The organism is Polaribacter sp. 2405UD43-2 (assembly GCF_058147125.1).
Window position 1 is genome coordinate 39962 of sequence record NZ_JBYVJX010000006.1, and the last position, 21412, is coordinate 61373.

The following is a 21412-nucleotide window of genomic DNA, read 5'->3' on the forward strand; positions in this document are numbered from 1 at the left end:
AAAGAATAGAATGATTTGGCTTACAGATAAAATTGTGTTTCCTGCTTACGAGTTTACAACTGATGATGGAATTATTGCTTTAGGTGGAGATTTATCTGAAGAAAGATTGATTTATGCATATAAAAACGGCATTTTTCCTTGGTATTCAGAAGGAGTACCTATTGTTTGGTATTGTCCGCATAAAAGAATGGTACTATTTCCTAATGATATAAAGATTTCGAAGTCTATGAGAAAAATCATCCATAGAAATGAATTTACAATTACAGAAAATAAAGCTTTTGAACGAGTAATTTATAATTGTAAAAATATAGATAGAAATGATGGTTTTGGTACTTGGATTACAGATGATATGGAACAAGCTTACATTAATTTACATAAAAAAGGAATTGCAAAATCGATAGAAATTTGGTTAGAGAACAAACTTGTTGGTGGTTTATACGGATTAGAAATAAACAATATTTTTTGCGGAGAAAGTATGTTTAGCAAAGTTTCTAATACATCTAAATTAGCATTTATTCATCTGGCTAAAAACAAAAATTATAAATTAATTGATTGCCAAATTTATAATGACCATTTAGCAAGTTTAGGAGCTAAAGAAATTGAGAGAAGGGAGTTTTTTGAGGTTTTGAAAGCGTAATTTTGGATTTTAGCTAACGTGTTTGTGTATGATTAGTTGCGTGTTTTAAGCACTAAAGTTAGTAAATAAAACACAGATAGAAAGTCCGCGAGGACTTTCGTAAATTGGCTAAAACCAAGTAATTAATTATACACGGTGTTGGCAAATCGTTTTTTATTTCCAAATTATAATTCCTTTTTATTAATATTTAATTTATTTTTTCAACTTCTTTAAATTAATATAATCTTTATATTCCTCAATTATTTTTATAATTTCCTTTTCCGAATTTCTGACAAGATATTTTACTGTTTTTTTTCGGAATGGTTTGAACATTTTTACTATCCATATTTTTTCGTCAATTACTTTCGTTTTAAAGTGAATCTTGCAAAAGTTCAACAATTCAGGTTCAGTTTCAGAAATATCTAAATGAATAATTATACTATTATGTAAATATGTTCCAATAATATTGTCACAATGATATTCCACCATTATTTGTTCGTTTTGAAATTCAAATAAGATATTCCCATTTGAGTTTTCAGATGCTTTTACATATTTTTTCTTTAAAAGTTTTTTCAGTTTCTTCTTTCTTTTATTTCTTAAATATGGCTGTAAAATTTCATAAAGGAAAAAAAGTATAGATGTAATTATTAAAGGAATAATTATTGTCAGATAATTAAATTTTCCAATTCCAAAATACACTATTAACATTAAAATAAATAAGCTAATTATGTAAAGATATTTGTTCATTCAGATTTAGCTAATTAATGTTTGCCAACGTATACTCTGATATGACGTCCGTTCTAATGACTTATATCAGAAGTTAGCTAAGTTATACGTTTTTAAATTTAGAAACAAATTAAATTAAAAAACACCCAACTTCATTTTTTTGAAGTTAGGTGTTTAAAAAAAGCTTGGATTGATTTTTAAATTTTTCTTAAAAAAATATCTCCACTAATGGTGTTTAATTTTAAAAATGCTTTTCCGTTTTTAATGGTGGCAACAATTTTAGAACCATAAATTCTTTTCTTTTTGTTGTTATCAAAATTAATATCTAAATCAGAATAAATGCCACCTGTTAAAGTTTTTGCTTCAAACTTTGCGTCAGAAACATAAATATCTATATCACCACTTATAGTTTTTAGATGCATATCTTTTGAGTGTTTTTTTATGGTAATATTTCCGCTGATTAAGTCTAAATTTAGTTGCCCAATATAGCTTTCTGCCTCTACATCACCAGAAATACTTTTTACTTTTAATTGCATATTCTTTGGCATATAAATTACATAATCTACAACAACATTGTTATGATTTGTACAATAGTTGTAACTATTACAATCTTTTCCTTTATGAGTTATGGTTATTCCTTTTTTGTGTCTTTTAAAATATTTTCCGTAGTCGGATTTTATTTTATAAGTAGTACTTCCAATTTTATCACCTTTTAAAGAGAAAAAATCATTGTTTTTATTGTCATCAAGATTTACGGTTGCCTCAACATAAATTTCATTTTTACTCCAGTTTTTTACAACAATATTTTGAGCAAATTTTAGATGAACATAAACTTCATCAATATTAGAACTAGGGGTATTTTTAATTACTTTTTTTTGTGCTGCTAGGTTACTAAAAGTCAATAGTAATGCTATGAATAAGAGCTGTCTTTTCATTTTTTAGTATTTTAAATTATAGGAATTAGTTTGTAATTGGGTTCTGAAATAAAATCAGAATAAACTATTTTTTTCTTAAATAAATATTGCCCATAGAAGATTTAATATAAATTTTTACACCTCCGTTATTTAGTTTGCTAACAATACTTTTTCTGCCACTCACGTTAGGCATTCCTTTTTTCTTTGGAGTTTCAAAATCGAAATTCGTATAGACTGTACCTTGTGTTTTTAGCTCTAAATTAGCTTTCGTATTTGCAGGCAAAGCAACATCAATTTCTGCAACAGAAGTACTAATTGTTATGGGCGATTTTTGACTTACTTTATCAAAATCAATATCAACTTTTCCAACATTTGCATCAACCGTTATTGGACCTGTAACATTTTTCATTTTAATTTTACCAACATTAGCAGAAGCTTCTACTTCTCCTGTAAATCCATCCATTTCTATAGAACCTAAATTACCTGCATCTACAGAAATATTCATATTTTTTGGCAATGTAATTTTAATTCCGTGTCTTTGATGCATAGATTTTAAATCGGCAACATAAAGTACATTTTTTTCTTTGTTGATAGAAAAACCAAATCCGTTAGTATTGTCTTTTCCTCCTGGATAAATTGCAGTTAAACCTTTTCTTTTATCTTTTTTTTCTGCATCTTCTTTGTGCCAATGATTGTAGTTTTTATGCTTGCTGGCATTGTTTTCAATGATTAACTGATTTGTGTTTCCTGTTGTTAAAACAATTCTTGTATCGCTATTTAAAACAACTTTGCTAACTCCGGTTAAAGCGTATTTAAAATCTTTTTTTTGAGCAGTTACTATTGTGCTAACAAATAAAAGTAGGATTGCTATTTTTTTCATAATTTCTGAGTATTTCTTTTATAATAAATTGGGTAAATTAATTTGTATTTCTTGTTTTATAAACTCTGGAGTTTCTTCATTAGTAAGAATTTTTTCCATTGGTTTTAGAGCTCTTTTTTCTTGAATTTTTCCTAAAATTTGAATTAACTCTATTTGTACTGATGCGTTTTTTTCTGTTTCTAACGATTTTATAAAAGCTTCTCTAACAATTTCTTCTGATGAAAATTTAGACAATGTTTCTGCTGCAGCAGAACGTACATTTGCATTTTTATCAAAAAATAATCGGTTAATAATTGCTTGTATTATTTTTGTGTCTTTTTTGGTAAATTCTTCTGCATTTGTAACCGCTAAAATTCGTTTACTGGCAGAGTTATTCTCTAACATTGCTAATACTTCTTGCTTGTTTTCTTCTTTAATATTTGCAATTTTTGTAATGTTAGATTGATATTTTCCAAACAAAAAGGCACTAATAATAATGGCAATACTTGCCGCAACTTTTAAGAATGATTTCCATTCTTGTTTTGGTTGTAACACAACAACTTTTGGTTTGTTGTTCTCTATTTCTTGCGCTAACATTTTATCGAAATTTGCTTTTAATTTAGAGGATGGAATTTCCATTTCTTGATGCTCTAAAATCGACAAAAAAGAAATTGTTTTATCTAATTCTTTTTGGCAAGCAGCACAAGTTTCTAGATGTTTTTTAATGTCAGAATTTGCAACTTCTGATAAAGAACTTTCTAAATATTCTGATAATTTACTTTGTGTTTCGCTACATTTCATCACACTGTTGTTTGAAAATAGATTTTTTTTAATTTCTTTAAAGCTCTATGCACTTTTACTTTTATTGCATTTTCATTGCTACCAACAATTTGTGCAATTTGCTCGTATTTAATTTCCTGAAAACGATGCATCACAATTAATTCTCTATCAGAATTAGAAAGTTTTAACAAAGCTTTTTGCAAATGATCTAACGCTTCTTGTTTGCTTTCTGAAACTAAAGTTTCGTTTGCTTCCAATTTATCATCATCAATTATATTAGAACGTTCTTTTTTTGTTTTTTGATAATGACTTGAAAATATATTACGTGCAATTGTATATATCCAAGCTGCAAAATTTCCGTTTTTATAAGATGCTTTATATTTTATCACTTTTAAAAAAACATCTTGAGTTAAATCTTCGCTAACCATTTTATTATGAATCATTTTATTGAAAAAATTATAAATACGCACATTGTATCTGTCAAACAGAATCGTTAACAATTCTAATTTTCCATTGGCAATTTGTAACATAAGTTCCTCGTCAGTTAAATGTTTCAATGTTGGTTTTGGTTAGTTTCTATTATTAAAACCATCAATTTACAAAAAGGTTACATTTTATTTTTAAATTTTTTCTTGTTTGAAAAATTGTGTAATCGTTTAAAGGTTTATTTGTTTAAATGTGAAGCATAAAAAAACCTGAACAATTGTTCAGGTTTTTAAAATTTCTTAAAAAAAGAAATATAAGATTTTTATTTCTTAGCCAATAAATCTCTTATTTCTGCTAATAAATCTTCTTGACTTGGTCCTTTTGGCGCTTCTGGAGCAGGTTCTTCTTTCTTCTTAGTGGCATTAACACCTTTTACAATTAAGAACATTACAAAAGCAACTATAATAAAATCGATTACGTTGGTTAAAAAATCTCCATACAAAACAGCTACTTCTCCAGTAACTTTTCCTGCGCCATCTGCAACACCTTCTTTAACAATCCATTTTAAATCTTTGAAATCTGTATTAAAGATTAATCCAATTAATGGAGAAACAATTCCTCCTGTAAAAGAAGTTACAACTTGTTTAAAAGCTGCACCCATTACAAAACCTACTGCAATGTCAACTAGGTTTCCCTTCATTGCAAAGTCTTTAAATTCTTTAAGCATTCCCATTATTTATATGATTTTAATTAGTTTTTTATGTTGCTAAAATAGTAAAAAAATTATTGTTTTAACACTTTTTTAACACGTTGAGAAATAGCTGTTAAGGTTTCGTAAACAATGGTTTCTGATGTATTAGCAATATGTTTTAACATTTTTTGATTGTTAAAAATAATGACCTCATCTCCTTCTTTACAATCAATTTTAGTAATGTTTACCATCATCATATCCATACAAACATTACCAATAATAGGTGCTTTCTGATTGTTGATAAGTACATAACCTTTTTTATTTCCTAATCTTCTAGAGATACCATCTGCATGACCAATTGGGATGGTAGCTGTTTTAGTTGGTCTTTTTGCTATAAAAGCTCTATTGTAACCAACTGTTTCACCAGGTTCTATTAAATGAATTTGAGAAATAATTGATTTTAAATTATGTGTATTTTTAAGTTGGGCTGTTTCTTTTTCATCATTTCCAAAACCATACAAACCAATACCAATTCTAACCATATCAAACTGTGCTTTTGAGTAATTTACAATACCAGAAGTATTTAAAATATGTAACATTGGTTCATCACCCAAATGCTTATAAAATTGCTGCGCTATGTAAGCAAAATTATTTATTTGATTAATGGTAAAATCTTGTTCTTCTATATCTTCGCTCGCTGCCAAATGAGAAAATAAAGACTGAACTTTTATATGATTGGTTTCTTTTAAACTCGCAATTATTTTAGGAATATCTGTATGCCAAAATCCTAATCTATTTAAACCTGTGTTAAACTTTATATGAACAGGATAATTCATTAAAGGAATTTCATCTGCTAATTTTAAAAAAGCATTAAAAATTTTGAAATTGTATAAATTTGGCTCTAATCTATAATCTATAATAGATTTTAAATTGGGTATCTGTGGATGTAAAACTAAAATGGGAGTTTTAATTTTTGCTTCTCTTAAAGCAATTCCTTCTGTAGCATACGCAACAGCAAAATAATCTACTTTTTCTTCTAGAAATTTTGCAACTTGTACGCCATTGCTGCCATAACCAAAAGCTTTTACAACTGCTAAAATTTTGGTTTTGGGTTGTAATTTTTGTTTAAAATAATTTAGGTTATGTAAAAGTGCATTACCATCAATTTCTAAAACAGTTACATTATTATTCATTTATGCTGAATTTATTTCAGTATCAGTAGGATTTTCTTTTTGAGAAGCTTTTTCTTCTTGCTGATTTTTCATTGCTTTATAATAAGCAGCTCTACTTAAAGGTTCGTATTCTTGGGTTTCACCAAGCATAACTAAATCATCATTTTTTGTTTTTCTAAAACTATAATGTGCTAAGTTACCTGTGTGCGTGCAAACGGCATGTACTTTTGTAACATATTCTGCTGTTGCCATTAAAGCGGGCATTGGACCAAAAGGATTTCCTTTAAAATCCATATCTAAACCTGCCACAATTACACGAATTCCTCTGTTTGCCAAATCGTTACAAACCGCTACAATTTCATCATCAAAAAACTGCGCTTCATCTATACCAACCACATCAACATCATTTGCTAATAATCTTATATTTGATGAAACCGGTACAGGTGTAGATCGAATTCTATTATCATTATGAGAAACTACTTCTTCCTCATCATAACGAACATCTACTGCAGGTTTAAAAATTTCTACACTTTGTTTTGCAAATTGCGCACGTTTTAATCTTCTAATTAATTCTTCTGTTTTACCAGAAAACATTGAGCCGCAAATTACTTCTATCCAACCAAATTGTTCTGTATGATTTACTGTATTTTCGAGAAACATTTTGTAATTTTAGGCTTTAAATGAATAAATTTACTGTTACTTTGAGTTTCAACAAATTTATGAATATTTACGAGTAAAATAGAACTTCAATCAACAACTTATGCACAAAAGATTAGAATCCGATTTAATGAGTTTAGCACACAGCATTTTAAAAATGAAAAATAAAGAAGATGTGTTTGCTTTAAAAGAAAAATCGAAAGAAATTTATGAAAAATTGTCTTTATTGGCATTTGTTGAAGAGTACATTAACACAACACCTAACTCAAAAAACACAAAAGAAGAATTAATTTCTAAAATAGAAAAAGCAATAGAAAAGCAAAATGCTAATCCGCAAATTGTCGAAAAAAAAATTGAAGAGAAAAGGAGTATTCATCAATTAACAAATGAAGTTTTAGAAGTTAATAACGATGTAAAAGAAACAGAAATAATAGAACAACCTTTTGAGGCATTAGAAGAAATGATGTTTTCTGAAAAAGAACCAGAAATTATAGACGATGTTGTTAAAGTTGAAGAAAACAAAATTTTGTCTTTAGAAGAAGAATTACAAGATACCATACCTGTTGATGAAATTGCAGATTTGTTTGATATACCTGTATCAAAATCTTTAAATGATAAATTAACTACCAATATTCAAATTGGTTTAAACGATAGAATTGCTTTTGTTAAAAACTTATTTGAGGGTAGTCAAGAAGATTTTAATAGAGTGGTATCGCAATTAAATACTTATACTACAGAAAAAGAAGCAAAAAAGTTTTTGAATAAAATGGTAAAACCAGATTACGATTGGTCTGAACAAGAAGAATTAGAAAATCGTTTTATGGAAATTGTAGAACGCAAATTTGCATAATATTCAAAATTTTGGGTTTGGAATTCGGAATTAATACTCCCAACTTCAAACTTCAAACTTTAAACTTTAAACTTCAAACTTTAATTATTGAAACCCATTTTAATTCATACTCATTTTCATAGACGCAGAACAGGTGTTACCAGAAGCATAGAAAATGTGTTGCCTTATTTTAAAGATAAATACGAAACTTATATTTATGGTTATAATGTAAAAGGTGATAAAATTTCTACCTTAAAATTAAAATCATTATTATTTTCCGATAGAGAAGTTGTGGTGCATTGTCATAGAAATAATGAGATGATGAGAATGTTATTTTTACGATTCTTAGGAGCAAAATTTAAATTAGTCGCAACTCGTCATGCAGATACTGTTCCTTCTGGTTTAACAATAAAGTTACTTAAAAAAGCAGATAAAGTTGTAACGCTCATTAAAAGTATGAGCGAAAATTTAGGCATAAAAAACACTATAGTTGGTCATGGAGTGAGTGTTGATTTTTTTAAACCGAAAGAAGGAATTAAATTAAATAACATTCAACAAAAAAACATCATTCTTTGTGCAGGTAGAGTTAGAAAAGCCAAAGGGCAAATTGTTTTATTAGAAGCTGCTAAGGTTTTAAAAGAGCATAAAAATTGGGCATTAGTTATTGTTGGTAAGGTTGATAAACCTACTTTTTTAGAAGAACTAAAAAGTATTGCAAAAAAACATTCAATAGAAAATCAAGTTTATTTTATTGATGAAACTAAAGATATTGTTTCTTATTACCAAGCAGCAAAAATAGTAGTTGCACCAAGTTTTTCTGAAGGATTTTCTTTAGTAACAGTAGAAGGAATGTCTTGTGGCTGCTCTATTTTTGCAACAAAAAATGTGGGTGTACATTCAGAATTAATTACGCATCATAAAAACGGATATTTATTTGAAGCAGGAAATACATCAGAATTAGAATCCCTTTTATCAAAATTCTTAAATAAAGAAATTCCACATTTAGGAAAACAAGCAAGAGAAGAAATTTTAAAAAATTGGAACGCAAAAAGAGAAGCAGAAAACTTAATAAAAGTATATCAATCAAATTAATTATAAACCTTTAAAAATGAAAAAATTAGTATTCGCAATTATATTTGGTCTATTTGCATTGACAAATATTCAAGCTCAAAAAATCGAAATGAAAAAATCTTTTGGTGAAAATATGTTTTATCAAAATGACAAAAAACTGAAACCTAATCAGCTTAAAGATTTGTTAAAAAATAATACAGAAGCTTTTGATTTAATGAAATCTGCAAAATCTAATTATACTTGGGCAACTATTTTAGGTGGAGTTGGTGGTGGCTTAATTGGTTATCCTATTGGCACAGCAATTGGTGGTGGAGATGCTAAATGGGAATTAGCTGGTGCTGGTGCTGCTTTGATTTTGGTTGCAATTCCTATTCTTAGCAATTATAATAAGAAAGCAAAAAAAGCAGTAGAATTATACAATGCAGATTTGCCATCTGTAAGTTCTAATTTTCAGCCAACTTTTAACTTTAATTTTAAAGGAACTTCTATGGGGATTTCTATGAATTTTTAGATTTATCAAAAATAGAATTTATAAAAGAGAAGATTTACCCAATCTTCTCTTTTAATTTTTCGATTACTTTTTTACTATTTCCTATAAAAATTTCATCACCTACAATAAAAACTGGGCGTTTTAAAAACGTGTATTCATCTAAAAGATATTGTCTGTAATCCGCCTCAGATAAAACTATATTTTTTAAATCCATTGCTTTGTACAATTTTGCTCGTTTGTTAAAAAGCGCTTCATAACTCCCAGAAAGCTTGTGCATTTCTTCTAATTGAACAACGTTAATATTATTCGCTTTTATTTCTTGTTTTTCAAAACCATTGGTATTTACTTCTTTTAAAATTCTGCGGCAAGTATCACAAGTTTGTAAAAAATATACTTTCTTCATTTTAATCAATTATATTTACAGCATCAAAATTACATATAAATAATGAACATACAATTTGATGTTTTAAAAAAATCTAGAGAGCTTGTTTTAAAAGAATTAGAAGGTTTAACATTAGAGCAGATTCATAAAACTCCTAAAGGGTTTAAAAACAATATAGCTTGGAATGTAGCGCATTTAGTAGTTACACAGCAGTTGTTACATTATAAATTATCTGGTTTAAATTGTTTGTGTCCAGACGAATTAATAGAAACGCATAAAAAAGGAACAACACCAACCAAAACCTTTACAGAAGAAGAATTTAATGAGGTAAAAGAGTTGTTAATTGGTTTGCCAGATACTTTAAAAGAAGATTATGAAGCAGGTATTTTAAAAAATTACAATGAATATCCAACAAGTACTGGTTTCGTTTTAAATTCTATAGAAACAGCCATTACTTTTAATAATTTTCACGAAGGAATTCATTACGGAATTATTAGATCTATTAAGAAATTTTTGTAGCAGCTATTTCCAGTTTTCCACTATATCTTTTTTTAAGAAAAATAAAAAAGGTTAAGAATATCCGCAGATATTCGAACGGTTTCAAACTGGGTGATACCAGTTTATCACTTACAGAAAATAAGAAACTGTAAGCCTATTTATCAATTTTAGACAAACAATATCAGAAAATATAAAAAATGAAATTTAACACCAAAACAATTCACGGAGGTCAAAAACCAGAAGCAGCAACAGGAGCAGTAATGCCACCAATATTTCAAACATCTACATATGCGCAGTCAAGTCCTGGAGTGCATCAAGGTTACGAATATTCTAGAGGAGCAAATCCTACAAGAACAGCTTTAGAAAACAGTTTTGCAGCCATAGAAAACGGAACACACGGTTTTGCATTTTCATCAGGTTTATCTGCAATAGATTGTGTTTTACGTTTGTTAAATCCAGGAGATGAAGTTGTTGCTGGAGATGATTTATATGGCGGAACTTATAGAATGTTTACCAAATTATTTAAAAAATATGGTTTAGAATTTACGTTTGTAGATATGAATTCTGTAAACAATGTTACAGGTGCAATTACCGAAAAAACGAAGTTAGTTTGGTTAGAAACACCAACAAATCCGTTAATGAAAATTGCTGATATTGAGGCGATTTCATCTGCGGTAAAAGAAGTAAATTCAGCTATTTTAGTAGCTGTAGACAATACTTTTGCAACACCATATTTACAACAGCCTTTAACTTTAGGAGCAGATATTGTAATGCATTCTGCAACAAAATACTTAGGAGGTCACTCAGATTTAGTAATGGGCGCTTTAATGGTTAAAGACGAAAAGTTAGCAGAAGACATTCATTTTATTCAGTTTGCTGCTGGCGCAGTTGCTGGTCCAATGGATTCTTTTTTAGCATTAAGAGGAATAAAAACTTTGCATATAAGAATGCAGCGTCATTGCGAAAATGGTAGAACAGTGGCAAGTTTTTTACAGAATCATCCAAAAGTAAAAGCTGTTTATTACCCAGGTTTTGAAAGTCATCCAAATTATCAAATAGCTAAAAAACAAATGAAAGATTTTGGAGGTATGGTTTCTTTTCGATTAAAAGACGAAAGTAAAAAAGCAGCTTTTCAGTTTTTAGAAAACACACACGTTTTTACGTTAGCAGAATCTTTAGGAGGTGTAGAGAGTTTGGTTAATCATCCAACAACAATGACACACGCTTCTATACCAGAACCAGAACGTTTAAAAATAGGAATCACAGATTCTTTAATTCGTTTAAGTGTTGGTATTGAAGATGAAGAAGATTTATTAGCCGATTTAGAGAGAGCTTTAAATGCATAAAAAAGAAGAACCCTGTAGAAGAGTTTTAGCACCATCGCAAGAACAGTGTTAATATATTTTAAAATATACTCAACTACTTTACAATAGAAGCATAAATACTTCTGCAGAATCTTTTAATGCAAAAATAAAAGTATTTAGAGTACAATTTAGAGATGTGATAAATATAGACCTTTACCTCTTTAGATTAACTAATATTTTTACTAAATTTTAAACCCCACAACTTTTTGAATTAAGCCACTAAAATAGTAAAAGTATATAAAATTAAAAAGTCCTAACAGCTAAAGCTGTTAGGACTTTTTGTTGGCCTACAAGGACTCGAACCTTGAATGTCGGTACCAAAAACCGGTGTGTTACCAATTACACCATAGGCCAATACTTCTTAGCGGATGCAAATTTAATGCATTCTTTTAATTTTACAAACATTTTTATGTAATTTTTGACTTTAACAAACTTTTGTGAAGAATTTGTTGTTGATAAAAACAAAACTCGTCTATTTTTATTCAGATTTATTAGTAAATTCGCCACACATTATTAAGTAACTATGACATCAGCAAATTTTAAAAAATGGAACATCTTCTTAGGTTGGGTTACATTTGCAATTGCGCTAATAACATATTCTCTAACTTTAGAACCCACTGTGAGTGCTTGGGATTGTGGAGAATATATTTCAACCTCCGTTAAATTAGAAGTTGGTCATCCTCCAGGAGCTCCATTATTTCAAATGTTAGGAGCATTCTTTGCTATGTTTACTTCAGATGTTACTCAGATTGCAAAAATGGTAAACTTTATGTCTGCATTAGCAAGTGCATTTACCATCTTATTTATGTTTTGGACAATCACTAATTTGGCAAAAAAACTAGCCTTAAAAACCGGTAAAATTTCCGAAGGAAAATACATTGCAATTTTAGGAAGCAGCTTAATTGGTGCTTTAACGTACACTTTTTCAGATAGTTTTTGGTTTAGTGCTGTAGAAGGAGAAGTGTATGCAATGTCATCATTTTTAATGGCTTTATTATTTTGGCTAGGTTTAAAATGGGAAAGTGAAATCCATACTGCAAGAGGTAACAAATGGTTAATTTTAATAAGTTTTGTTGTAGGTTTATCTTTTGGAGTTCACATACTTTCTTTATTGGTAATTCCTGCCATTGTAATGTTGTATTTCTTTAAAACCTACAAAAATATCAATTTAAAAACTACAGCAATTGCAACTATAATTTCTGTATTAGTTTTAGCAGCTGTATTTAAATTTTTATTTCCGTTTACACTAAAATTCTTTAGTGTTTCAGAATTGTTTTTTATCAATTCTATTGGTTTGCCCTATAATTCAGGTTCTATTATTGCTGCCATTGTTTTGGTCATTTTATTCTATATAGGATTAAATTATACGCGCAAAAAAAATAAAGTAAACGCAAACACTTTAATCCTCTCTGTATTATTTATTATGATTGGTTTTTCTTCTTGGATGATGTTGCCAATTAGAGCCAATGCAAATACAACAATTAATGAAAACGACCCTTCTAGTGCGCGCGAATTGTTAGCCTATTATGAGCGTGAACAGTATGGAGATGCCAACGTTTTTTACGATACTTACTACTCTAATTCTTATAAAAGAGAGCAAGATGCTAACAAACCTTACAAAGATGACAAACCAAAATATGAAAAGAAAAATGGCAGGTACGAAATTGTAAATAATTACAAAAACGTTGTCCCTAACTATACAAGTAAGCACAAAGGTTTTATACCTAGAATGGTAAACCCTGCATCAGAAAAAATGTACAAGCAAATTGCTGGAATTCCTGCAAACAGTAAACGCAGACCCACTTTTGCAGAGAACATTAAGTTTATGATGAGTTTCCAATTTGGATATATGTATGGACGTTATTTTATGTGGAATTTTGTGGGACGTCAAAATGATATTCAAGGACATTTAGATATTTTTAACGGAAACTGGATTAGCGGAATTCCTATTATAGATGAAGCAAGATTGGGTTCGCAAAAACAATTACCAAGTCAAGTTTTAGAAAACAAAGGAAGAAACAAATACTACTTTCTACCACTAATTTTAGGAATTATTGGCTTATTGTTTCAAATAAAATGGGATAAAGAAAACTTCTTTACGCTTTTCCTTTTCTTTGCTTTTACTGGTTTTGCCATTATATTTTACACAAATCCAAAACCATTTGAACCAAGAGAACGAGATTATGCAGTAGTTGGTAGTTTTTACATATTTGCAATTTGGGTAGGTTTTGGCGTACTTGCTTTGTATGAATATTTAAAAAATTACGGACCCAAAAAAGCAATGGCAATTGCAGTGACATTTATTTCTTTTGTTGCTGTTCCGTCTTTAATGGCTTTCGAAAACTGGGACGACCATGATCGTTCTAACAGATACACAACACATTTAAACGCACAAGCGTATTTAGAATCTTGCGACCCAAATGCCATTATGTTTACTATTGGAGATAATGACACGTTCCCTCTTTGGTATATGCAAGAAGTAGAAGGAATTAGAACGGATGTAAAATTAGTAAACACATCATTATTCGCAACAGATTGGTATATAGATCAAATGAAACGTGCAACTTATGATGCGCCTCCTATTCCATCGCAATTAAAACACGATCAATACAAATACGGAACTTTAGACGTTGCCTATTCTTTAGAACATCCTCGTTTTAAAGACTCCATTATTGGCATTAAAGACTTTATGCGTTGGATTGCTTCTGATAGCGATGCTACATATGTAGAAACAGAAAGTGGTGCCAAAGAAAAGTTCTATCCTACTAATAAAATTAGAATTCCTGTTAACAAAGAAAAAGTGTTAGCAAACGGAATTGTAGCTCAAAAAGATGCCGATAAAATTGTACCCTATATAGATGTTACTATTGATGATAGAGCCCTATTTAAAAATAGAATTCTAATGTTAGATATTCTTGCCAATAACGATTGGGAAAGACCTATTTATTTTACGGGTGGTGCCAATGCCGATGAAGAATATTTATGGCTAAAAGACTATTTACAATTAGACGGAATGGCTTATAAATTAGTACCCATTAAAACTCCAATAGGTAATAAAAGTTTATTTGATATGGGAAGAATTGACCCAGAAAAAATGTACACAAACATTCAAAAATGGAATTGGAGAAATATTAACGATGGTAAGATTTATTTAGACGAGCAAACCAAAAGAAACGTTATTTCTATGAGAAATGGCTTATTCCGTTTGTCAGAAACTTTTGCTAAAAAAGGAGACACTCTTAAAGCTACTAAAATTTTAGATCTTTCTTTAGAAAAACTACCGATTAAAGACTTTGATCATTATACATTGTCTTTAGGATATCCAGAAGCTTATTACAAACTAGGCAACAAAGAAAAAGCAAGAGAAACCGCAGAAACTCTTTTAACAATTTTTAAAGAAAAAGCAATTTGGCTAAGTACTTTTAACACCAATTATTTAAACCTTATTGATGATGAATTACAAACCACTTTTTATGTTTTTGATGCGATTATTAAAGATATTGAGCTTTATGATAAGGATTTAAACTATTTACAAGAACAAAAAAAATCTGTCAATAAAATATTTAAGCTTTTTAGCCATCTATTACCAGATGAAGAAAAATAAGCTTTAGATGAATTTTTATTTCCCCAAGACGCCACGTATTATAATGAGAATTTTCTCAAAATATACGTGGCATTTTCTTTCAAAAGAGAAAGAAGTTTTTTTAACTTTTGATGATGGGCCAACACCAGAAATAACCGAATTTGTGCTATCTGAATTAAAAAAACACAATGCAAAAGCTACTTTTTTTTGTATTGGTAAAAACATACAAAATCATCCAGAAATTTTAAAAAAAATTATTTCTGAAGGTCACTCTGTAGGCAACCATACTCAAAATCATTTGAATGGTTGGAAGTCAGAAAAAAAAGAATATTTAAAAAATATTTTAGATTGTAAAAAGACAGTTACACAGTTCAACAGTTCAGCAGTTCAACAAAAATTGTTTAGACCTCCTTATGGTAAAATAAAAAAAACCCAAGCTAAAGAACTGCTAAAAAAAGGCTACAAAATTATAATGTGGAACGTTTTATCTGCTGATTTCGACACTTCTATTTCTAAAGAAAAATGTGCACAAAATGTTTTAAAAAATACTAAAAAAGGAAGTATTGTTGTTTTTCATGACAGTGTAAAAGCTGCAGAGAGAATGAAATATGCGTTGCCAAAAGTGTTAAAAGAATTTTCTAAAAAAGGATATAAATTCTCGAAAATAGAATAAAACAAAATAGTTAGCAAACAAGTTTAGCCCAGATTGAAACGGCATCCTTTTTTTGAGGAACGAAAAAAAAGATATAGTGAAAAGCTGGAAATAGCTTCTAAAAATGAAAAATTTAAACGTACTGTTGCACCAAACCAATTAAGGTATTTGCATCTTGATGACCCGTTTGACGCCATTTCATTTCTCCATTTTTATAAATCATAAAAGTAGGATTTCCCTTTACACGCAAGGCATCTGCCAATGTTTCGTTCTTTTTTATGTCTATCTTAATTACTTTGGCTCTATCGCCCAAAGCAGCAGCAACATCTCTTAAAGTATCTACAGTGCTTTCGGCATCGTTCCAATCTGTATAAAAATCGATTAAAACTGGTTTTTCAACACTAATTAATTCACCAAATTTTGTCATAATATTAAGTTTTTATGGGGAAAAAACATCTAAATTATTCTGTGTTACTTAACAAATATAAGTAAAAGTATTTAATCAGTCTGATTATCAGGCTTTTTTCAATTCTATAACAGTTATTTCTGGCCAAATTCCTACACGTCCTGGAAATGCGTGATAACCAAAACCACGATTTACGTTAATATATCTTCCAAATTCTTGATACAAACCAGCCCATTGTTTGTATACATATTTAGACGGACTCCATTTAAAAAAACCTGGAATTTCAATTCCCATTTGCAAACCATGTGTATGACCGCTTAAAGTTAAATGATAATTAAAATCGTCTTGTTTTACTTTATACTCCCAATGACTGGGATCATGAGTCATTAATATTTTAAAATCTTCTTTGTTTATTCCAGAAGTAGCTTTTTTTAAATCTCCTGCTTGGTTGAATCCTTTTCCCCAATTTTCTACTCCTAAAAGCGCAATTTTCTGTCCGTCTTTTTCTAAATATCTGTGTTCATCTAGCAATAAATCAAAACCTATTTTTTTATGAATATTTTTTATAGCTTCGAAATTTTGGACTTTATCTTCTGGTTTTTTCCATTTCATATAATCGCCATAATCATGATTTCCAAGAATAGAATACTTACCTTCATTGGCTTCTAGTTTATCAAAAACATCAATCCAATCATCCATTTCATCAGCTTTATTATTTACAATATCTCCTGTAAATAATAGTAAATCTGATTTTTGTTGATTAATTAAATCTACTCCATATTGAATTTTCTCTTTATTGGTAAAACTCCCAGAATGAATGTCTGAAATCTGGGTGATGGTATATCCATCAAAAGCATCTGGTAAATCTTTAAAACTTAATTGATATTTTAAAACTTTGTAGTTGTATTTTCCTTGAATAATTCCGTAAATAAAAGAAGCAAACGGAATAGCTGCCAGGCCTAAAGCCAATTGCGATATAAATTTTCTTCTTCCTACTAAAGGTTGTGTTTTACTATTTGAAATTGCAGAAATTAATTTTAAAATCCACCTGTAAACATCTTCTCCAAAAAGAATAATAATTACCACTAATTTCGGAATTGTAATTGTTAACAAAAGCCCCATTGCCATTTGAAATTGTGGTGTTTGTCCATCACTTCTTGAATAGGTAAAAATTGTGATAAAAAAATGAATGTACACAGCAAGACTCATCAACAAAAATGAATACCGAATTATTTTATTCTTAGATATTGTTTTAAATGCTTGAAACGTATAAATTTCTACCAAAACAATTATGGTAGCTAAAATAATTAAAGATAAAACCCAACGTGGCATAAATATTTTTTAAAATGCAGACAAAGATAACTGTTTAAATTTCGAATGAATTTTAACGTCTTGTTAAAGTTTTGTACCTTTCTGCGATATCTAAAAACATCATCACTTTTTAAGAACAAATCAATAAATGTCAGACAAAAAAAGACTTTTTTTAGTTGATGCATATGCATTAATTTTCCGCGGATATTACGCTTTTATAAAAAACCCAAGAATTAATTCTAAAGGCTTAGATACCTCAGCCATAATGGGTTTTATGAACTCTTTGTTAGACGTTATAAAACGTGAAAGACCAGATCATTTAGCAGTTTGTTTTGATAAAGGTGGCAGCGTAGATAGAGTAGAAATGTTTGAAGCTTACAAAGCCAACAGAGATGAAACTCCAGAAGCTATAAAAGTTGCTGTGCCATACATTTATGAGATTCTAAAAGCAATGCATATACCAATTATGGTAAAAGAAGGTTTTGAGGCTGATGATGTTATTGGAACACTTTCTAAACAAGCAGAAAAAGAAGGTTACAAAACCTTTATGGTAACGCCTGACAAGGATTTTGCGCAATTGGTTTCTGAAAATATTTTTATGTACAAACCCCGTTTTGGAGGCGGTTACGATATTTGGGGAATACCAGAAGTACAAGAAAAATTTGGTGTTGAAAACCCCGAACAAGTTATCGACTTTTTAGGAATGATGGGTGATTCTTCTGATAATATCCCAGGGTTGCCAGGAGTTGGAGAAAAAACCGCAAAGAAATTTCTGGCGCAATTTGGCTCTATGGAAGGTTTGTTAGCCAATACAGATGAGCTTAAAGGAAAAATGAAAGAAAAAGTAGAAGCGAACGCAGAATTAGGTTTGCTTTCTAAAAAATTAGCAACCATAATGCTAGATGTTCCTGTAACTTTTGATGCTGATGATTTTACATTAGATCAACCCAATAAAGAAAAAGTTACCGAGATTTTTAACGATTTGGAGTTCAGAAATTTATTAACTAATTTCTTGAGGACTTTTTCTACTGAAACATCTACAAAATCTACTGAAAATAAAACTGAAGAAAAGCCAAAAGCTACTGCAAAAAAAGCTGTGGTAAATACAGGCGGACAATTCGATTTGTTTTCAGCTCCTGGAACTGGAAGTGTTTCTGAAGAACAAGTTGCTTCAGGTTTTAAAAACATAAAAAACACCAATCATTTTTATCAACATATAGATTCGCCTTTATCGAGAAAACTATTGTTGCAAAAATTAATGCAACAAAAATCGGTGTGTTTTGATACAGAAACTACAGGTTTAAAAGCCTTAGAAGTTGAGCTAATAGGAATTGCTTTTTCTTATGAAATTGGTAAAGGATATTATGTTTCGTTCCCAGAAAATCAAGAAGAAACCAAAGCTATTTTAGAAGAGTTTCATCCGTTTTTTACTTCCGATGAAATCGAAAAAATTGGTCATAATTTAAAATATGATATTAAGGTTTTATCGAATTATGATATGCCCGTTAAAGGCAAATTGTTTGATACGATGATTGCGCATTATCTCATCAATCCTGATATGCGCCACAATATGGATGTTTTGGCAGAAACCTACCTAAATTATCAACCCGTTTCTATCACAGAATTGATTGGTAAAAAAGGGAAGAATCAACTTTCTATGCGTACAGTTCCTATTGAAGAACAAACCGAATATGCAGTTGAAGATGCAGATATTACCTTGCAATTAAAAGAGCATTTTACCAAAGAATTATCCGAAGGAAATCTTACAAAACTATATAACGATGTTGAGTTGCCTTTGGTTTCGGTTTTAACAGCTATGGAAATAGAAGGAATTAACTTAAATAAAGCTTTCTTAAAAGAATTATCGGTTGCTTTAACTGACGATATTAACCGATTAGAAAAAGGAATTTATGAGCAAGCTGGCGAAGAGTTTAATATTGCTTCGCCCAAACAATTAGGTATTGTTTTGTTTGAAAATATGAAGTTGGTTAACAAACCAAAAAAAACAAAAACGGGTCAATACAAAACCAGTGAAGACATTTTATCTTACTTGGCAAAAGATCATCAAATTATTAGAGATATTCTTGAATATCGTCAGTATAAAAAACTACAAAGCACGTATGTAGATGCGTTGCCAAATGAGATAAATCCGAAAACAAACAGAATTCATACAGTATATGCCCAAGCTGTTGCTGCCACAGGAAGATTGAGTTCTAACAATCCTAATTTACAAAACATTCCCATAAGAACAGAACGCGGACGAGAAGTGAGAAAAGCGTTTATTCCAAGAGATGAAAATCACGTTTTATTGGCTGCAGATTACAGTCAAATTGAATTGCGAATTATTGCTGCTTTAAGCAAAGAAGAAACAATGATAGATGCTTTTAAAAATGGCGAAGACATTCACGCTTCTACTGCTGCAAAAGTATTTAATGTTAATTTAAATGATGTTACTCGTGAACAAAGAAGCAATGCAAAAACGGTAAATTTTGGAATTATTTACGGCGTTTCTGCTTTCGGTTTAAGCAACCAAACCAATTTAACCAGAAGCGAATCTAAAGAATTGATTGATACATATTATGAAACCTATCCAAAATTAAAAGCGTATATGTCTGCGCAGGTAGATTTTGCTCGCGAACACGGTTATGTAGAAACCGTTTTAAAAAGACGCAGGTATTTAAAAGACATCAATTCTAGAAATGCTGTGGTTAGAGGAGCTGCTGAAAGAAATGCTGTAAACGCACCTATACAAGGTTCTGCAGCAGATATTATTAAACTAGCAATGATAAATATTCACAAAAGATTTGAGCAAGAAAATTTTAAATCTAAAATGTTATTGCAAGTACATGACGAATTGGTTTTTGATGCTCATAAAGACGAATTAGAAACCATAAAACCTATTATAAAACACGAAATGGAAAATGCTTTTAAAATGGTTGTTCCTTTAGATGTAGAAATTGGTTTGGGCAATAATTGGCTAGAAGCGCATTAGAAATTAATTTTATATGTAATTTTGCAGCCGCAAAATATGAGTATTATTTCTAAAGACATACAAAAAGCAGTTCAACTTTTAACTAATGAGCAGTTGGTAGCCATACCAACAGAAACTGTTTATGGTTTAGCAGGAAATATTTTTAGCGAAAAAGCGATCAAAAGTATTTTTTCTACCAAGAAACGTCCGTTTTTTAATCCGTTAATTGTACATATTTCTTCTGCTGATGTTTTGAGTGAAATTGTAACACATATTCCTGAAAAAGCAAAATTATTAGCACAAGCTTTTTGGCCAGGCTCTATGACTTTAGTATTGCCTAAAAGTGATAAAATTCCGGACTTAATTACTGCAAATAAAGACACTGTTGCAGTTCGCGTTCCTAATCATCCTGTAACTTTAGAATTGTTGCAGCAATTGCCATTTCCGTTAGCGGCACCAAGTGCAAATCCTTTTGGTAGCATTAGCCCAACAAAACCAGCACACGTAGAAAACTATTTTAAAAATGATATAAAAATGGTTTTAGATGGTGGTTCTTGTACAAATGGAATCGAATCTACCATTATCGGTTTTGAAAATGATGAACCTATAATTTATAGACTTGGAGCTTTGGCTTTAGAAGACATTGAGGCTGTTGTTGGTAAAATTTCTATCAAAAATAAAAAGGAAATTATGCCAGATGCACCAGGAATGTTGGCAAGACATTATGCGCCATCTACGCGTACTTTTTTAGTGGATAATGTTGCTGCTGAAGTAAAAAAACATAAAGGAAAAAAAATTGGTGTACTTGTGTTTTATCAATCTTTAAATGATGATTCTTTGGATGAAATTATTTTATCAAAAGAAAAATCTTTAGAAGAAGCTGCCTCTAATTTATACGATTCTTTGCACAAATTAGACCATCTAAAATTAGATGTAATTATTGCAGAACGCTTTCCAGAAAATGGTTTAGGAAAATCGATTAACGATCGTTTGCAACGTGCAACTTTTCAATAA

21 protein-coding genes and 1 tRNA gene are annotated in these 21412 nt (G+C 29.9%); 10 read left to right on the forward strand and 12 right to left on the reverse strand.

Annotated elements, in window-relative coordinates; translation table 11 throughout:
* Positions 1-10 precede the first annotated feature (10 nt).
* Complete coding sequence (gene aat, locus ACY2RX_RS09450; protein WP_490103730.1) at positions 11-637, forward strand: leucyl/phenylalanyl-tRNA--protein transferase; 627 nt, start codon at positions 11-13, stop codon at positions 635-637.
* A gap of 192 nt (positions 638-829) precedes the next feature.
* On the opposite strand, the gene ACY2RX_RS09455 is transcribed toward aat, so the two are convergent.
* The 8 genes from ACY2RX_RS09455 to ACY2RX_RS09490 form a co-directional block, all read right to left on the reverse strand.
* Positions 830-1363, reverse strand: a complete 534-nt coding sequence (locus tag ACY2RX_RS09455) for a hypothetical protein (protein WP_490103731.1) — start codon at positions 1361-1363, stop codon at positions 830-832.
* Positions 1364-1539: 176 nt separating this feature from the next.
* A complete protein-coding gene (locus ACY2RX_RS09460) occupies positions 1540-2277 on the reverse strand; it encodes a DUF4097 family beta strand repeat-containing protein (RefSeq protein WP_490103732.1) in 738 nt (245 codons plus the stop codon).
* A gap of 64 nt (positions 2278-2341) precedes the next feature.
* Positions 2342-3136 (reverse strand): DUF4097 family beta strand repeat-containing protein, encoded by a 795-nt coding sequence (locus tag ACY2RX_RS09465; RefSeq protein ID WP_490103733.1) that lies wholly within the window; start codon positions 3134-3136, stop codon positions 2342-2344.
* An 18-nt stretch (positions 3137-3154) separates the two neighbouring features.
* Positions 3155-3916 (reverse strand): zf-HC2 domain-containing protein, encoded by a 762-nt coding sequence (locus tag ACY2RX_RS09470; protein WP_490103734.1) that lies wholly within the window; start codon positions 3914-3916, stop codon positions 3155-3157.
* A complete protein-coding gene (locus ACY2RX_RS09475) occupies positions 3916-4452 on the reverse strand; it encodes an RNA polymerase sigma factor (protein ID WP_490103735.1) in 537 nt (178 codons plus the stop codon). The genes ACY2RX_RS09470 and ACY2RX_RS09475 overlap by 1 nt, the downstream gene beginning before the upstream one ends.
* A 191-nt stretch (positions 4453-4643) precedes the next feature.
* Complete coding sequence (gene mscL / locus ACY2RX_RS09480) at positions 4644-5048, reverse strand: large conductance mechanosensitive channel protein MscL (protein ID WP_490103891.1); 405 nt, start codon at positions 5046-5048, stop codon at positions 4644-4646.
* A 56-nt stretch (positions 5049-5104) separates the two neighbouring features.
* Complete coding sequence (gene alr, locus ACY2RX_RS09485) at positions 5105-6205, reverse strand: alanine racemase (RefSeq protein WP_490103736.1); 1101 nt, start codon at positions 6203-6205, stop codon at positions 5105-5107.
* Positions 6206-6844 carry a thymidine kinase gene (locus ACY2RX_RS09490; protein ID WP_490103737.1) on the reverse strand — a complete coding sequence of 213 codons (639 nt, stop codon included), beginning with the start codon at positions 6842-6844 and terminating at the stop codon, positions 6206-6208.
* Between the two features lie 100 nt (positions 6845-6944).
* Between ACY2RX_RS09490 and ACY2RX_RS09495 the strand changes: the two genes are divergently transcribed.
* The 3 genes from ACY2RX_RS09495 to ACY2RX_RS09505 all read left to right on the forward strand — a co-directional run bounded on the left by ACY2RX_RS09495 (position 6945) and on the right by ACY2RX_RS09505 (position 9252).
* Positions 6945-7691, forward strand: coding sequence for a DUF8457 domain-containing protein (locus tag ACY2RX_RS09495; RefSeq protein WP_490103738.1), 747 nt, complete (start codon positions 6945-6947; stop codon positions 7689-7691).
* Positions 7692-7778: 87 nt separating this feature from the next.
* The gene (locus tag ACY2RX_RS09500) at positions 7779-8762 is read left to right on the forward strand and encodes a glycosyltransferase family 4 protein (RefSeq protein WP_490103739.1); all 984 of its coding nucleotides are present in this window, start codon (positions 7779-7781) and stop codon (positions 8760-8762) included.
* Positions 8763-8778: 16 nt separating this feature from the next.
* Positions 8779-9252, forward strand: coding sequence for a hypothetical protein (locus ACY2RX_RS09505; RefSeq protein WP_490103740.1), 474 nt, complete (start codon positions 8779-8781; stop codon positions 9250-9252).
* 34 nt (positions 9253-9286) lie between these two features.
* On the opposite strand, the gene ACY2RX_RS09510 is transcribed toward ACY2RX_RS09505, so the two are convergent.
* Positions 9287-9634: an arsenate reductase family protein gene (locus ACY2RX_RS09510; RefSeq protein ID WP_490103741.1), complete on the reverse strand. Its 348-nt coding sequence runs from the start codon at positions 9632-9634 to the stop codon at positions 9287-9289.
* Positions 9635-9676: 42 nt separating this feature from the next.
* Here ACY2RX_RS09510 and ACY2RX_RS09515 point away from each other — a divergent pair, with 42 nt between their 5' ends.
* Both ACY2RX_RS09515 and ACY2RX_RS09520 read left to right on the forward strand, forming a co-directional pair.
* A complete protein-coding gene (locus ACY2RX_RS09515; protein ID WP_490103742.1) occupies positions 9677-10132 on the forward strand; it encodes a DinB family protein in 456 nt (151 codons plus the stop codon).
* Positions 10133-10308: 176 nt separating this feature from the next.
* Positions 10309-11457 (forward strand): cystathionine gamma-synthase, encoded by a 1149-nt coding sequence (locus ACY2RX_RS09520; RefSeq protein WP_490103743.1) that lies wholly within the window; start codon positions 10309-10311, stop codon positions 11455-11457.
* A gap of 300 nt (positions 11458-11757) precedes the next feature.
* Here the strand turns inward: ACY2RX_RS09520 and ACY2RX_RS09525 are convergent.
* A tRNA-Gln gene (locus tag ACY2RX_RS09525) sits at positions 11758-11829 on the reverse strand.
* Between the two features lie 169 nt (positions 11830-11998).
* Here ACY2RX_RS09525 and ACY2RX_RS09530 point away from each other — a divergent pair.
* Positions 11999-15079: a glycosyltransferase family 117 protein gene (locus tag ACY2RX_RS09530; protein ID WP_490103744.1), complete on the forward strand. Its 3081-nt coding sequence runs from the start codon at positions 11999-12001 to the stop codon at positions 15077-15079.
* A 43-nt stretch (positions 15080-15122) separates the two neighbouring features.
* On the forward strand, positions 15123-15731 hold the full coding sequence (locus ACY2RX_RS09535) for a polysaccharide deacetylase family protein (protein ID WP_490103745.1): 609 nt from the start codon (positions 15123-15125) through the stop codon (positions 15729-15731).
* A 112-nt stretch (positions 15732-15843) separates the two neighbouring features.
* Here ACY2RX_RS09535 and ACY2RX_RS09540 read toward each other — a convergent pair whose 3' ends face one another.
* On the reverse strand, positions 15844-16137 hold the full coding sequence (locus tag ACY2RX_RS09540) for a thioredoxin family protein (RefSeq protein ID WP_490103746.1): 294 nt from the start codon (positions 16135-16137) through the stop codon (positions 15844-15846).
* A gap of 87 nt (positions 16138-16224) precedes the next feature.
* Positions 16225-17448: a metallophosphoesterase gene (locus tag ACY2RX_RS09545; RefSeq protein WP_490103747.1), complete on the reverse strand. Its 1224-nt coding sequence runs from the start codon at positions 17446-17448 to the stop codon at positions 16225-16227.
* 127 nt (positions 17449-17575) lie between these two features.
* Here ACY2RX_RS09545 and polA point away from each other — a divergent pair, with 127 nt between their 5' ends.
* Positions 17576-20419 (forward strand): DNA polymerase I, encoded by a 2844-nt coding sequence (gene polA / locus ACY2RX_RS09550; protein WP_490103748.1) that lies wholly within the window; start codon positions 17576-17578, stop codon positions 20417-20419.
* Between the two features lie 36 nt (positions 20420-20455).
* Positions 20456-21412: an L-threonylcarbamoyladenylate synthase gene (locus ACY2RX_RS09555; protein WP_490103749.1), complete on the forward strand. Its 957-nt coding sequence runs from the start codon at positions 20456-20458 to the stop codon at positions 21410-21412.

What these genes read in the sequence shown, in the direction of transcription:
- aat (WP_490103730.1), top strand. Translation starts at nt 11, where the DNA reads ATGATTTGGCTTACAGATAAAATTGTGTTTCCTGCTTACGAGTTTACA.
- ACY2RX_RS09455 (WP_490103731.1), bottom strand. Translation starts at nt 1,363, where the DNA reads ATGAACAAATATCTTTACATAATTAGCTTATTTATTTTAATGTTAATA.
- ACY2RX_RS09460 (WP_490103732.1), bottom strand. Translation starts at nt 2,277, where the DNA reads ATGAAAAGACAGCTCTTATTCATAGCATTACTATTGACTTTTAGTAAC.
- ACY2RX_RS09465 (WP_490103733.1), bottom strand. Translation starts at nt 3,136, where the DNA reads ATGAAAAAAATAGCAATCCTACTTTTATTTGTTAGCACAATAGTAACT.
- ACY2RX_RS09470 (WP_490103734.1), bottom strand. Translation starts at nt 3,916, where the DNA reads ATGAAATGTAGCGAAACACAAAGTAAATTATCAGAATATTTAGAAAGT.
- mscL (WP_490103891.1), bottom strand. Translation starts at nt 5,048, where the DNA reads ATGCTTAAAGAATTTAAAGACTTTGCAATGAAGGGAAACCTAGTTGAC.
- alr (WP_490103736.1), bottom strand. Translation starts at nt 6,205, where the DNA reads ATGAATAATAATGTAACTGTTTTAGAAATTGATGGTAATGCACTTTTA.
- ACY2RX_RS09490 (WP_490103737.1), bottom strand. Translation starts at nt 6,844, where the DNA reads ATGTTTCTCGAAAATACAGTAAATCATACAGAACAATTTGGTTGGATA.
- ACY2RX_RS09495 (WP_490103738.1), top strand. Translation starts at nt 6,945, where the DNA reads ATGCACAAAAGATTAGAATCCGATTTAATGAGTTTAGCACACAGCATT.
- ACY2RX_RS09505 (WP_490103740.1), top strand. Translation starts at nt 8,779, where the DNA reads ATGAAAAAATTAGTATTCGCAATTATATTTGGTCTATTTGCATTGACA.
- ACY2RX_RS09510 (WP_490103741.1), bottom strand. Translation starts at nt 9,634, where the DNA reads ATGAAGAAAGTATATTTTTTACAAACTTGTGATACTTGCCGCAGAATT.
- ACY2RX_RS09515 (WP_490103742.1), top strand. Translation starts at nt 9,677, where the DNA reads ATGAACATACAATTTGATGTTTTAAAAAAATCTAGAGAGCTTGTTTTA.
- ACY2RX_RS09520 (WP_490103743.1), top strand. Translation starts at nt 10,309, where the DNA reads ATGAAATTTAACACCAAAACAATTCACGGAGGTCAAAAACCAGAAGCA.
- ACY2RX_RS09530 (WP_490103744.1), top strand. Translation starts at nt 11,999, where the DNA reads ATGACATCAGCAAATTTTAAAAAATGGAACATCTTCTTAGGTTGGGTT.
- ACY2RX_RS09535 (WP_490103745.1), top strand. Translation starts at nt 15,123, where the DNA reads ATGAGAATTTTCTCAAAATATACGTGGCATTTTCTTTCAAAAGAGAAA.
- ACY2RX_RS09540 (WP_490103746.1), bottom strand. Translation starts at nt 16,137, where the DNA reads ATGACAAAATTTGGTGAATTAATTAGTGTTGAAAAACCAGTTTTAATC.
- ACY2RX_RS09545 (WP_490103747.1), bottom strand. Translation starts at nt 17,448, where the DNA reads ATGCCACGTTGGGTTTTATCTTTAATTATTTTAGCTACCATAATTGTT.
- polA (WP_490103748.1), top strand. Translation starts at nt 17,576, where the DNA reads ATGTCAGACAAAAAAAGACTTTTTTTAGTTGATGCATATGCATTAATT.
- ACY2RX_RS09555 (WP_490103749.1), top strand. Translation starts at nt 20,456, where the DNA reads ATGAGTATTATTTCTAAAGACATACAAAAAGCAGTTCAACTTTTAACT.